Genomic DNA, 13,060 nt, shown 5'->3' with positions numbered 1-13,060 from the left:
CCACGCATGCGCGCTGCCACCGTTCTTCTCCTGGTTTCCACCTTCGGCCTCGCGGCACAGCAACCAAGGAGTTCTACCATGTTTTCCTATCCCAAAGCGCACACCGGCCCGCAGACAGACACCTACTTTGGCACCAAGGTGGCCGACCCGTTTCGCTGGCTTGAGGACCTCGACTCGCCGGAAACGCGCGCCTGGATCGATGCGGAAAACAAGGTCACGGCGGACTACCTCGCTCCGCTGACCACACGGCCTGCGATTCAGAAGCGACTGGAGCAGATCGTGAACTTCGAGCGCTACGGATCGCCGGAGAAACACGGCTCGCGCTACTTCTACGGACACAACACGGGTCTGCAGAACCAGACGCCGGTCTATTGGGCCGAAGGCCTGACGGGTGAGCCGCATATCCTGATCGATCCGAACACGCTGGCGAAGGACGGCACCATCGCGCTGAACTCCCTTTCGATCACGGACGATGGCACGCTCGCCGCGACTGCGCTTGCAGAGGCCGGAAGCGACTGGCAGAAGATCCATGTGCGCGAAGTGGCGACGGGGCGCGAGCTTCCTGACGTGATTCAGTGGACGAAGTTTGGCGGAGCCGCCTGGCTGCTGGACAACTCCGGATTCTTCTACGGTGGCTATGACGCTCCACCGGATGGCGATGCGTTGAAGGCCACGAACTATTTCATGAAGATCTTCTTCCATAAACTCGGCACACCGCAGAGCGAAGACAAGATGATCTTCGAGCGGAAGGATGACAAGGAGATCTTCCTTGGAACGGGCGTCACGGACGAGGGGCGCTACCTGATCGTCTACCAGGGCAAGGGCACCAGTCCGAACAACGTGCTGGCGATCAAAGACCTCTCACATCCCGATGCGAAGATCCTGAACCTGATCGACAAGCCGGACGCTGCGTATTCGCCCATCGGCAATAACGGAACACGCTTCTGGCTGCTGACGACGCTCGACGCTTCCAATGGCAAGGTGATCGAGGTCGACCTGGAGCATCCCGAGCGCGAGTATTGGAAGACGATCGTCCCAGAGTCCAAGAGCAAGCTGGAGTCGGTCACGCTGGTGCATCGCACGCTGATTGCGAACTACCTGACGGACGCGCGCAACGAAGTGAAGCTCTTCAGCGAAGAAGGCAAGCCGCTGGGGACAGTGGAGCTTCCCGGAGTTGGCACTGTGGGCGGCTTTGGCGGCAAGCGTGAGGACACGGAGACCTTCTATACCTTCACGAACTTCACTACGCCAGGGACGGTCTATCGCCTCGACCTGGCCACGGGAAAGAGCAGCATCTATCGTGAACCCAAGCTCTCCTTCCAGCCTGCGGAGTTCGAGACGAAGCAGGTCTTTGTCACGTCGAAAGATGGCACGAAGATTCCTGTTTTCCTTTCGTACAAGAAAGGCCTGAAGCTGGATGGCAATAATCCCACGATTCTTTATGCCTACGGCGGTTTCGGCGTTTCGCTGACGCCCGCCTTTTCGTCGTCCCGGATCTTCTGGATGCAACAAGGCGGTATCTACGCGCAGGCTGGTCTGCGTGGCGGTGGAGAGTACGGCGAGACGTGGCACGAGGCGGGCATGAAGCTGAAGAAACAGAATGTCTTTGACGACTTCATCGCATGCGCGGAGTGGCTGATTGCCAACAAGTACACTTCCACGCCAAAGCTTGCGATTCAAGGCGGGTCGAATGGCGGTCTGCTGGTGGGCGCGGTCACCACGCAGCGGCCTGAGTTGTTTGGCGCGACTCTACCTGCGGTCGGCGTGATGGATATGCTGCGCTTCGACAAGTTCACCGTGGGCTGGGGATGGAAGCAGGAGTACGGTTCGCCTTCGGAGGACGAAGCGGAGTTCCACGCGATCTACAAGTACTCTCCGTTGCACACGCTGAAGCCGGGAACGAAGTATCCCGCAACGATGATCACGACGGCAGACCACGACGACCGCGTCTTCCCCGCGCACAGCTTCAAGTTCGCAGCGCAGATGCAGGCAGACCAGGCAGGACCTGCGCCGGTGCTGATCCGCATCGAGACGCGCGCCGGACACGGTGGCGGCATGCCAATCACCAAACAACTTGAGATGAGCACGGACATCTATGCGTTCCTGATCAAGGAACTGAAGATGACACCGCAGCTGTAACGACGACGCGCCGCCCTGACTACTGCGTCTTCACCAGAGCGGTCAGGGCACGCTCCATACGGACAGGGTCGAAGTCGTCCAGGCGTTCCAGGGACTTCCAGTAGAAGAAAGCCGCAGCCACGGCGAGTAAGGTCATCAGAGCCGGGGCCAGCAGCGGTTGATGCAAAGCAAATCCAGCCGCAGCAACAGCAATACCGAGAAGAGGTACGCCGAAGATCGTCAACAGGGCGCGCCAGCCTCCACCGGTAGCGGCGCGACGCTGGGCACGGGCCGCCTGCAACGTGGCCCGGGTCAGGTCTGCCCTCCGTGGCGAGCGCAAAGATAACTGGTTGCCCACGATGAGGTCTACGGCCACCGCAAAGATCGCGAAGGCCAACGCATAGATGGAGAGGCGAAGCTCCATGTGCCCGGCGAAGACTGCCATGCCAAGCAGAAGTACGGATTGCACGGCAAAGATGCAGACCGCATAGAGGTTCTTTCCCAGGAAAACCGATCGCATCGAGAGCGGTGCGAGGCGGTAGATCTGCACTCCTGGACCATCGGTTCCGAAGCAGTTGAAGGTCCTGCCCGCCAGGTCCATGGAGAGATAAATTACTCCACCGGGCAGCAGCCATCCCGGTGAATGAGAGGCCATTCTCCAACCGAAGAGAACGATCAGAAGAAGCGGCGAAAGCATCTGGTAAATCGCCTGTCCGCTGTGTCGTAGCTTTGCGAACTCTATGCCGAAGACGGCGAGCGGGATGGAGACGCTTTTTGTGTCTCTCATGCTCTCCGGTGCTGCACGAAAGGTACGCTGAATGCGTTTTTCTGGGCGAGCAATGGAGGCAGCGGATTCGTGAAGATCTTCTCCGCGATACTCCCGTCGCAACCGCTGGCCGATGAATGCCGTGAAGACGAGGGAGAGACCTGCAAGCCAGAGAATGGCAATACCCCGCGAAAGCGCTTCTACACCGGATGCAATTGAACGCGCCGCAAAGGCGGGCGGCATCCACTCCAACAGCCTGACGAGGAACGGTGGAACAGGAATATGCCGCAACAGGTTGTTGTGCGAACGAATGAAGAGCTGCGGCAGCAGACCAATCATGGAAAAGAGGATGAGAACGAATTCGCGTGTGCGGCGGTTCGCCATCAATCGCTCCGACCAGAGAAAGAGCATGCGCGACAAGAGAACGTTGACGCAAAAGAAGAGCCCCGGTCCAACCAGCGCCGCCCACGCGGGGATATTCGCGAAGGACGCTCCACAGGCCGCACCGAGGCAGATAAATGCACCGAGCAGTGTGGGCGTATCGGTCAGGCCGGAGAGCATCCACAGCGTGGCATACGTACGGAAGCGCATGGGGAAACGGAGCAGATTGCGACCGACACCGTGCGAGAGGGAACTGCGCACCAAGACGTACATCTGCCAGACACCAAAGATCCACCAGAAGGTATGGAGAACGAGTTCAGGACGAGGAAGCGTAAGGCCATAGTAGATGCCAAAGCCCGCACCTACAGCCATGCCCACGGCCACACCAAACATCAACAGGCGAAAGAGGATCCGGACGACGAGAAGAATACGGTTGTCGACATCGCGCAGACCACGCACAAAGAGCGTCCAGCGCATCTCTGCCAGGGCGCGGTACTGTTCGCGGGCGAGAAGCGGCTGCGTTACTTCAGCCATGAGAGTTCCTGTGCATCCGCACTACGGTCTCCGCCGACGATACGGATAAAGATCTGTTCGAGCGTCAGGCGCTCGCCACCCTCCTGTGCAACGCCCGCACGCAACTCTTCGAGCGATCCCTGCGCTACGAGGAGACCTTTGTCGATGATGGCGACGTGCGAGCAGAGTGCTTCAACGATCTCCAGCACGTGCGTCGTGAGAAAGATGGTTGCGCCACGTTCCGTCATGCGCTGCAGCATGGCTTTGAGCGTTCCGGCGGCGATGGCGTCGACGCCTTCGAAGGGCTCGTCAAGGAAGAGAATGCGTGGCCCGTGAATGACCGCCGCCGCCAACGCAAGCTTGCGCTGCATACCGTGGGAGTAATCCGTGACGAGCTTCTTCGGTTCTGTGTCGAGGTGCATGAAAGAGAGAAGCTCTTCGGCGCGCTCGCTCGCCTGACCACGCGGAAGTCCATACATGCGGGCGACGAAGCGAAGATACTCGAAACCAGTGAGACGACCGAAGAGGGCCATGCCCTCTGGCACCACACCGATGAGTCGCTTCGCTTCAAGACCGTGCGTAGCGAGGTCCATGCCCGCGATCTGGATCGTGCCTGTCGTGGGCGCCAGCAGCCCCGTGAGCATCTTAATGGTGGTGGACTTCCCTGCGCCGTTCGGCCCGAGGAAGCCGAAGAAGCGACCCGATTCTACGGTGAGATTGATATCCTGCACGGCCACAACCTCGCCAAACGAGCGCGAGAGGCCACGGGTAACGACGGCACTGGGTTCCATGGAGAGAGAATACGGCGGCCCGGAAGAATGCGCTAGATTTTTTGCATGCGCTGCACATCGCGCACGCCAGGGATGCGGCGGAGATCGACCAGCAGTTTGTTGAGATGGCGCACGTCCTGCGTCTCTACGACGAACTCGACAACGGCTTCGCCTTCGGGCGTGGGCTTGGAATCCACGCTGCGGATGTTGGTATCGTCATCGGAGATGATGGCGGTGAGTTCCTTCAGCATGCCGCTGCGGTCGTCGACGTGGAGCACGAGTTTGACGGGGTACGTCGTGGCTTTGGTGCCGTTATCCTTGCCATCCGCCGGACCCCATTCCACCTGAATGCGACGGTCGGATTCATAGAGGAGATTCTGAACGTTGGGACAGCTTCTTGCATGGACGGCAACGCCCTTGCCGCGCGTGACATAGCCAACGATCTCTTCCCCGCGAATCGGGTTACAACAGCGCGCGCGGTAGACGAGAAGATCGTCCTGCCCTTCGACCTGAAGCGAGTCCGAGCCCTTGCCGAAGTAGACACGTTTGACGGCATCGGACATCGCCGCGAGTGTATTGCCCACGCCTCCCGGGAGTTCAAGTTGATTCGGGTCGGGGGCTTCCTTGGTGCTGCCGGGGGCGAGCTTGTTCAGCGTCTGCCGGGCGGAGTATTTGCCGAAGCCGATGGCGGCGAGAAGCTCCGGGCCAGCAGTAAGACCGTAATCGTTGGCGACGCGGTCATAGTCGGCATCGCCGAGTTTGCTGAGCGAGACCTTAAACTTGCGGGCTTCGCGGTCGAGCAGCTTGCGACCGATCTCCATGGCCCGTTCGCGCTGGTGCTCGTTGAGCCAATGCTTAATCTTGTTGCGGGCGCGGCTGCTCTTGGTGAACGAAAGCCAGTCGCGCGAAGGCGTATGACCAGCCTGCGTGGTGATCTCCACGATGTCGCCGTTGCGCAGGCGTGTGCGCAGGGGAACGATGCGGCCGTTGACCTTTGCACCGATGGTCGTATGACCGACCTCGGTATGGATGGTGTATGCAAAGTCGATGGGGCTGGCGTCTTTGGGAAGCACAACGACCTTGCCCTTGGGGGTGAAGGTGTAAACCTCCTCCGGGTACAGGTCGATTTTGAGCGTCGACATGAACTCGTTGGGGTCGGTCATCTCGCGCTGCCACTCCATCAGCTGGCGGACCCAGGCGAGGCGCTGCTCATCCTTGGCAGAGACGGTCTCATCGGCCTTGTACTTCCAGTGCGCGGCGATGCCCTCTTCCGCGATGCGGTGCATCTCGTCGGTGCGGATCTGCACCTCAAACTGATGTCCGCCTTCGGCCACCAGCGTGGTGTGCAGCGACTGGTAGAGATTCGGCCTCGGCATCGCGATGAAGTCTTTGATCCGGCCAGGGACAGGACGCCAGATGGAGTGAAGCAGGCCAAGCGTGGCGTAGCAGTCCTGCATCGTCTGTGTGATCACACGGATGGCTAGCAAATCGTAGACCTGGTCCACCGGGATGGCCTGCGCAGCGAGCTTCTGCTGGATGGAATACAGGCGCTTGATGCGCCACTCCACGCGCGCCGGAATGCCGTGTTCGGTCAGCTTGGCTTCGATCGTTGCCACGATGCCGGAGAGGAACTTCTCGCCTTCGACGCGGAGCTTGGCGACTTCTTCTGAGACCTGTTCATACGCGACAGGGTCAACGTAGCGGAAAGCAAGATCTTCGAATTCGCCGCGCAGTTTTCCCATGCCCAGGCGATGCGCCAGAGGAGCATAGATATCCAGCGTCTCGCGCGCGATCTTCATCTGTTTTTCCGGCTTCAGGTGCTGCAGGGTCCGCATATTGTGCAGACGGTCGGCGAGTTTGATGAGAACAACGCGGATATCCGTCACCATAGCGAGGAGCATTTTGCGGATGTTCTCTGCCTGGTGGTCTTCCTTGTTCGCGAACTTGATGCGGTCGAGCTTGGTAACGCCTTCGACGATGTGCGCGACCTGTTCGCCGAAGCGGCGCGCGATCTCCGGCGTGGAGACATCCGTATCTTCCACGGCGTCGTGCAGAAGACCTGCAGCGATGGCGGTAGAATCCATCTTCATTTCGGCGAGCACCTGGCCGACTTCGAGCGGATGGATGATGTAGGGTTCGCCGCTGGCCCGCTTCTGGCCGACGTGCTGCTCGACGCAGAACTTCCAGGCATCCCGGATGATGCCGAGATCGTCGCTGGGACGAGCTTCATGGACGGTGAGGAGGAGTTTTTCGAAGTTACGGTCGATCTCAGCCGCGAGTTCAGCAGGAAGATCGCCGTAGCTTATGCCCGAGGACATCACGCCGGGTGCGACAGTTTCTTCCGGAAGAGGCTTAAGGAGGCCCGCCGGAGCATCCAGTTCCAGCTCTACGGCGTTGTGGTGAAAAGTATCTCCGGGCTGCATCGGGGTACGCGCAGGCAGGGCCGCCTCCAGATCGATACCCGCCTCTGTGGAGATCACTGTCGCATCTGCATTCGTGCCAGCTGCCCGCTCAACGCCCATAGTTCATTATAGGCTGCGAATATCGCTCACTCCACCTATCCAAGCGCGCGGGAACCCGTCCCATATCTATCTCTGTCAGGAGCTCACCATGTCTCTCAACGTAAAACTCGTCCTTCTCTTACTCGGCGGCATCGCGATCGGATGGTTTGCCCATGCGCCCGCCTCGGTTCGAGCGGCTAGCAGCAGCGCTTCCTATCAGTTGCAGGGCTCCGGCCCTGGGCAGGTTCTTTCTACGTTTAACGAAGCGGAGGATACGATTTACGTCTACCAGGGCGTAGGCGCTGGATATTCCAACGTCTACTGCTCCTACAAGCTGCACCTCGGCCGTCCCGGACAGCCCGTTAACCGGGAAAACTGCCCGGTTGGCACGCTGCACTAGGACTTCGATCTAACGCTGCAGGCCAGCCTGGGGGACCTTGCCCGCGTGGACCCAGAGAAGGAGTTCGTCAAAGGCTTTGCCGACCTCCTCGCTGGACATGGTGCAGTGGCCTTCGCGATGAACGTACTGCTGGACGAAGTTCTGTGAGTAGCCGGCGATCTCTACGATGTTGTTGTATAGGCTGAGCGTATTGGCCGGAATCAGAGGATCGTAGGTAGTGTGAAGCGCCAACATCGGCTTGAGCACTTTGCCCGAGGGCGTGTAGTTCTCCACGAGGTAGTTGCGCGCGCGTGGTTCTGCAGCGTAGCGCCGTACACCGTCGTTCAGAGCATAGTCGGTGTGGGTGTCCGAACTACTGTTGGTATAGATGGTGTTGCGGTTGTCAAAGGGATTGCCGCCCGCCTTGTGCTGCATATCAGCAATGACATAGGTGAAGTAAACCATCATGCGCGCGACCTCCGCGTTGGTATGCAGGCTGGTCAGGCTGCGCATCGCATCCGCCGCAGCGGGCTTTGCGTTGAGCGCGGTGAGAGCCTTCAGCCGGAGGGCGTCTGTTTCGACAAAATTCGGGGGGACCGGGTTGAGCGGGGGCAACAGGCCAGGGAAATAAAAGTCGAAGGCGGCGCGCAAGGCGAAGCGGCGATTGAGGTGCACGATCGTTGGTCCAACCGCACCGCAGATATCGAGCGCGCCGTTGTAGACCTTGGGATTCCGCTCGATGGTCACCATGGTCAGAGCTCCGCCCATGCTTCCGCCGGCAACGTACGTCTCTTTTGGCTGGCCGTGGGCTTTCACAAAGTACTTGCGGAGCTTTTCCGTCTCCGGATAAGCGACGGCGAGCGCCCATCCGGTCTCCGAGTAGGCGCTCTGAATGATGGCGTAGCCTCGGTCGAGCATGGGTTTGGCCTGTCCGTTCATCCCTGCACCCGGCCTGAAGTGATACGGTGTCTCGCTATAACCGTGATAGAAAACGACGAGGTTGTGGTTCCAGTTGTCGGGTACGTCGATGCGGTACTCGGTTTTGTCGAGCACGCCCACCTCGACGGTGACGTTGCCTTCTTTCTGCACGAGCGGTTGTTTCGGCGCAACGGGAGGCGGAGGCGTGGCCTGCGCTGCCTTGGTGCTCGTCTGCGCGAAAGATAAATTCGCCGCGAACAAAAGGCATGCCGCCGCCAACCAGCGGGTTCCCTGGAGATCCAACTTAGCACTGCGCATCGTATTCACGAAGGTATCAGACCACAGAAGACTGGGTGAGTGATTTCGAACAGTGTGTTGGCTTTCTCACAAGGTGGGGCAATCCGAAGTCCCAAATAGGCCTTCTTCCCTATTGCCAAGATTTGTGGTGTCGACGAACCTTATCCAGAAAAAGTTCCCACAGTATCTCTGGAGGCACACGTGAAGTTCGCCCGCCACGCCGTATTGTCCCTGCTGCTTCCCATGGCGGCCCACACGCAGGATGCGATTCCCACCTTCACGCGAAGCTACTCCGCCGGAGCTTCCACGGGAAGCTCCGTGTCTTATACCGTTGTCGGCAAAGACCCTTCACAGGGCGGCACAACGACGATTCCGACGGTACTGGTTCCGCTCACGCTTATCTTCGAGGGTTCGTCGATCAGGACGGTGAGTGCCACAGCGGAGACGGAGAAGGTGGTTCGTTCGCCGCTGTTCAGCAAGTACGCCTTCTCTTCCGGCGCGACGCAGTATACGGACGCGCTGCTTCGGACTACCTTCAACAAAGCCGGAATGGAGGGCTGGCACACTCTGCTGGGCCAGCCAAAGATTGAGTCCAAGATGATCCACATTCCTGCCGGGTTTGGGTACGTGTTGCCTGTGAAGAAGAGCGGACATGAGCTCGCCGTGGTGGACGTGGAGTTTTTGCAGAAGGAGATCTTCAAGCAGTTTTCAGCGGCACCCGGCACGCTCTATGTCTTTCTGACGAAGAACACGACGTTCTATGCGGACGGCGACGGGACGGTCTGCTGCTCGACCGGAACGCACGGCGTGGACGCAGGCTCCGGGCAGAGCTTTGTCCTCGGCTCTTACTTCGATGCGGGCGTCGTGGAGCACTCCGACGACGTGCAGCCGCTTTCCCAGCAGTTGGCGGAGTTCTTCTATGATCCACTGCACCAGCCCCTGGCGCGTCCTGCGCGTGGTGTCGCCGCGCCGGGGAATGTCTTTCCGGCATGGCTGCGTCCCGGAACGGCGCTGACGACGGGCGGCTGTGGCGGCACGGGCATCGGCACGCAGTACTTCCTGTTGCAGCCGACGAATATCAATCCCAAGAACAACGTACCAGCTTCGATTGCAAGCGCGGCAGTGCTGCATGGTGTGACCTATCACCTGCAGAATGCGGCAACGTTAGCATGGCATACGGGTAGCGCTGACCTTGGAACGGTCTACAGCTTCCCCGATGCGAAGGCTCTCACGACGGCGGCGGCTCCCTGCCCTGCACGCGGGCGAAATCCGTACTCCGCAGTAGACAAACCTGCGACTCCGGCGGTTCCGTTTGACGGCAAGGGACATGGACACCAGCTCATTGGCTACTGGGCAGGTTACGGAGCAGCAGGATCGACGTTTCCGCTGCGTGAGGTTTCGCCGCAGTGGGACGTGATCATTGTGGCATTCGCCACGCCGGACAAGAACGCGCCCGAAGGCACCATGCAGTTTCATACCCCTGCGGGCCTGGATACGGAGGCGTTCAAGGCGGACATCGCGTATCTCAAGAGCCAGGGTAAGAAGGTAATGATCTCGCTCGGCGGCGGTGGGCAGCACTTTACGTTGGCCGATCCGGCACGCGTTCCGAACTACATCTCGTCGGTGACGCAGATCGTGACGGAGTATGGCTTTGATGGAATCGATATTGATTTCGAGAGCCCTTCTCTTTCCATTGAACTGGGAGATACGGACTTCAAGCATCCGACGACGCCTTCGATCGTGAATCTCATCTCTGCCATGCGACAACTGAAGGAACGCTTCGGGCCGAAGTTCATGCTGTCGCTGGTACCCGAGGGGACGCAAACACCGGGCGGATTTCCCAGCTACGGCGGACAGTTTGGTTCGTATCTGCCGATCCTGTATGGAGTGCGCGACATCCTCAGTTTTGTGGATACGCAGAGCTACAACACGCCTCCCCTGCTGGGGCTGGATGGAAATATCTACCAACCCGGTACTGTGGATTACCACGTGGCCATGACGGAGCTTCTGCTGCATGGGTTTGCTGTCGGTGGCGATCCAAAACAGATCTTTCCGCCAACTCCGGCGAGCCAGGTAGCGACGGGCTTTCTCACAGGAGATACAAATCCGGAGATCGTGCAGGCCGCGATGCGCACGCTGCTGACCGGAAAGACAGAACCGGGATCGCACTACAAGGTAGTGAAGCCGGGCGGGTATCCGGATTTTCTGGGAGCGATGTTCTGGACGATCGATGCGGACCGGCGTGGGAATTACAACTACTCCAATGTGGTGGGGCCGCTGCTGCATGGATCGCCTGGGGTGAAGTGATTCGGTGCTAGAGTTCGCTGTGGATGCCCCAGCCTCTTTTCTTTCTTGTCATCCGTAGCTCTCTTTGTCATCCCGTAGCGAAGCGGAGGGATTTGCTTTTCCTTCCTGACGAATCCGGTTTGTGCGCTCCGCGCGACCCACCCTTTTCCACCCTAGCGAACAAAGAGCCGTTCGCCGGGGACCCCGGTTTCGCGATAAGGCCACGAAAGAATGGGGCACAGGGATGTCAGGGCGCATCAGATAAGAAACAGGGGATATAAATTTGTACGACACTTCTTTTGATACATCCGAACATTCCGGCCATGCTTATCCCGATCCGCAGATGCAGCGCCAGGAGTGGGTCAGCCTGAATGGACCGTGGGACTTCTGCATCGATCGCGACGCGCGCTTCGGTCTTCCCAAAGAGGTGACATGGGACCGCACGATCACGGTCCCCTTCAGTCCGGAGACACCGGCGAGCGGCATTCATGACACGGGGCTTTATGCGGCTGTCTGGTATCGGCGCACCATGGAAAGCCCTGCACTGATCGACGGTCAGCGCCTGCTTCTGCACTTCGAGGCGGTGGACTACCGCACAACGGTCTGGGTAAATGGTGCGCGCGTGGCTACGCATGAGGGAGGCTATACGCCGTTCCACGCAGATATAACGGATGTTCTGTTGCCAGGTGAACCGCAGGAGATCACCGTTCGCGCAGAGGACGATCCCGCCGATTTGGCCAAGCCGCGCGGCAAGCAGGACTGGAAGCTGGACTCCCATTCAATCTGGTATCCGCGCACAACAGGGATCTGGCAAACAGTGTGGCTGGAGGTGGTCCCGGGAACGCGTATCCGCACGCTGGAGTGGTCTTCAAGCCTGGACCGCTGGGATATTCGATTGTCGGCAAGCATCAAAGGCGGACCGACGAGCGGCCTTCAACTGCACGTGCAGTTGAAAGTGGGCGAAACGCTTTTGGCCAACGATACCTACGAGGTATTGGCCGGCGAAGTCCACCGGCATATCGCGCTGTCGGATCCGGGCATCGACGACTATCGCAACGGCCTGCTCTGGTCTCCGTCTTCTCCGACGATCATCGACGCTCGGCTTGAGCTACGCGACGCGCAGGGCACATTGATCGATAAGGTTTCAAGCTATACGGCGATACGCTCCGTTGCAGTGCAGGGTGACCGCTTCATTTTGAATGGGCGTCCTCTGAACCTGCGCATGGTCCTGGACCAGGGCTACTGGCCCGAGAGCGGCCTGACCGCGCCCAACGATGATGCGTTGCTGCAGGATGTTCTGCTAGCGAAGAAGATGGGCTTCAACGGCGTGCGCAAGCATCAGAAGATCGAGAGCCGACGTTACCTCTACTGGGCCGACCGCCTTGGCCTTCTGGTATGGGAGGAGATGCCGAGCGCGTATCGCTACACCACTGCGTCAATTGAACGGACGACACGCGAGTGGATGGAAGTGATCCATCGCGACCGCAGCCACCACTGCATCGTGGCGTGGGTGCCCTTCAACGAGTCGTGGGGCGTGCCCGACCTTCCGGAGAGTCCAGCGCAGAGGCATTATGTGCAGACGCTCTATCACCTGACGAAGGCGCTCGATCCCACGCGGCCCGTCATCGGCAACGATGGCTGGGAGAGTGTGGCAACGGACATCATCGGTATTCACGACTACGATGACAACCCGCAGCGCATCGGCAAACGTTACGGAATCGACGACATCGAAGCGCATCTGCTGAAGCGCGAGCGCCCCGGTGGACGCATGCTCTTCGTAGAGGGGGAGCGGATCTGGAGTCATCCGATCATGCTGACGGAGTTCGGTGGCATTGCCTACTCAGGACGCGACGGCGCGTGGGGCTATTCGCGTTCGGAGACCGCGGAGCAGTTGCTGGAGCGCTACAAGGCTCTGCTGGAGACAGTGCGCAATCTGCCTGCACTGGCCGGCTTCTGCTACACGCAGTTTACGGATACGTACCAGGAGGCGAATGGGTTGCTCTATGCCGACCGTACGCCGAAGATCTCGTTTGAGGATCTTTCGCTGGCGACGACGGGGGCAGTGCCGGACTTCGATACCTTGGCGGAGACGATCTGGCGAGAGCACATCATGCGCCGGTAATCATGTCCC

At 59.5% G+C, this 13,060-nt stretch carries 8 protein-coding genes; 4 read left to right on the top strand and 4 right to left on the bottom strand.

Going from position 1 to position 13,060, the window contains the following annotated elements; all coding sequences use genetic code 11:
* Positions 1-6: 6 nt before the first annotated feature.
* Complete coding sequence (locus ACIPR4_RS02120; protein ID WP_013566997.1) at positions 7-2,139, top strand: prolyl oligopeptidase family serine peptidase; 2,133 nt, start codon at positions 7-9, stop codon at positions 2,137-2,139.
* A gap of 19 nt (positions 2,140-2,158) precedes the next feature.
* On the opposite strand, the gene ACIPR4_RS02115 is transcribed toward ACIPR4_RS02120, so the two are convergent.
* From ACIPR4_RS02115 to ACIPR4_RS02105, 3 genes are read right to left on the bottom strand one after another with little or no spacing between them, the layout of a single operon-like run.
* Positions 2,159-3,799 carry a hypothetical protein gene (locus ACIPR4_RS02115; RefSeq protein WP_013566996.1) on the bottom strand — a complete coding sequence of 547 codons (1,641 nt, stop codon included), beginning with the start codon at positions 3,797-3,799 and terminating at the stop codon, positions 2,159-2,161.
* Positions 3,787-4,569 (bottom strand): ABC transporter ATP-binding protein, encoded by a 783-nt coding sequence (locus tag ACIPR4_RS02110; protein ID WP_013566995.1) that lies wholly within the window; start codon positions 4,567-4,569, stop codon positions 3,787-3,789. Before ACIPR4_RS02110 ends, ACIPR4_RS02115 begins: the two co-directional genes overlap by 13 nt.
* A 32-nt stretch (positions 4,570-4,601) precedes the next feature.
* Positions 4,602-7,070 carry a RelA/SpoT family protein gene (locus ACIPR4_RS02105; RefSeq protein ID WP_013566994.1) on the bottom strand — a complete coding sequence of 823 codons (2,469 nt, stop codon included), beginning with the start codon at positions 7,068-7,070 and terminating at the stop codon, positions 4,602-4,604.
* Positions 7,071-7,158: 88 nt separating this feature from the next.
* Here ACIPR4_RS02105 and ACIPR4_RS02100 point away from each other — a divergent pair, with 88 nt between their 5' ends.
* A complete protein-coding gene (locus tag ACIPR4_RS02100; protein WP_013566993.1) occupies positions 7,159-7,449 on the top strand; it encodes a hypothetical protein in 291 nt (96 codons plus the stop codon).
* A gap of 9 nt (positions 7,450-7,458) precedes the next feature.
* On the opposite strand, the gene ACIPR4_RS02095 is transcribed toward ACIPR4_RS02100, so the two are convergent.
* A complete protein-coding gene (locus ACIPR4_RS02095) occupies positions 7,459-8,664 on the bottom strand; it encodes a DUF6351 family protein (RefSeq protein ID WP_013566992.1) in 1,206 nt (401 codons plus the stop codon).
* Positions 8,665-8,844: 180 nt separating this feature from the next.
* On the opposite strand from ACIPR4_RS02095, the gene ACIPR4_RS02090 reads away from it, so the two are divergent.
* On the top strand, positions 8,845-10,950 hold the full coding sequence (locus tag ACIPR4_RS02090) for a glycosyl hydrolase family 18 protein (RefSeq protein ID WP_013566991.1): 2,106 nt from the start codon (positions 8,845-8,847) through the stop codon (positions 10,948-10,950).
* A 262-nt stretch (positions 10,951-11,212) separates the two neighbouring features.
* The gene (locus ACIPR4_RS02085) at positions 11,213-13,051 is read left to right on the top strand and encodes a glycoside hydrolase family 2 protein (RefSeq protein ID WP_013566990.1); all 1,839 of its coding nucleotides are present in this window, start codon (positions 11,213-11,215) and stop codon (positions 13,049-13,051) included.
* The last annotated feature ends 9 nt before the right edge of the window (positions 13,052-13,060 follow it).

The sequence above is a fragment of the Terriglobus saanensis SP1PR4 genome (assembly GCF_000179915.2).
In the GTDB taxonomy this organism is placed as follows: Bacteria; Acidobacteriota; Terriglobia; order Terriglobales; family Acidobacteriaceae; genus Terriglobus; species Terriglobus saanensis.
Note: the sequence above shows the minus strand (reverse complement) of the source record. Positions and strands in the feature narration are given on the sequence as shown.

What these genes read in the sequence shown, in the direction of transcription:
- ACIPR4_RS02120 (WP_013566997.1), top strand. Translation starts at nt 7, where the DNA reads ATGCGCGCTGCCACCGTTCTTCTCCTGGTTTCCACCTTCGGCCTCGCG.
- ACIPR4_RS02115 (WP_013566996.1), bottom strand. Translation starts at nt 3,799, where the DNA reads ATGGCTGAAGTAACGCAGCCGCTTCTCGCCCGCGAACAGTACCGCGCC.
- ACIPR4_RS02110 (WP_013566995.1), bottom strand. Translation starts at nt 4,569, where the DNA reads ATGGAACCCAGTGCCGTCGTTACCCGTGGCCTCTCGCGCTCGTTTGGC.
- ACIPR4_RS02105 (WP_013566994.1), bottom strand. Translation starts at nt 7,070, where the DNA reads ATGGGCGTTGAGCGGGCAGCTGGCACGAATGCAGATGCGACAGTGATC.
- ACIPR4_RS02100 (WP_013566993.1), top strand. Translation starts at nt 7,159, where the DNA reads ATGTCTCTCAACGTAAAACTCGTCCTTCTCTTACTCGGCGGCATCGCG.
- ACIPR4_RS02095 (WP_013566992.1), bottom strand. Translation starts at nt 8,664, where the DNA reads ATGCGCAGTGCTAAGTTGGATCTCCAGGGAACCCGCTGGTTGGCGGCG.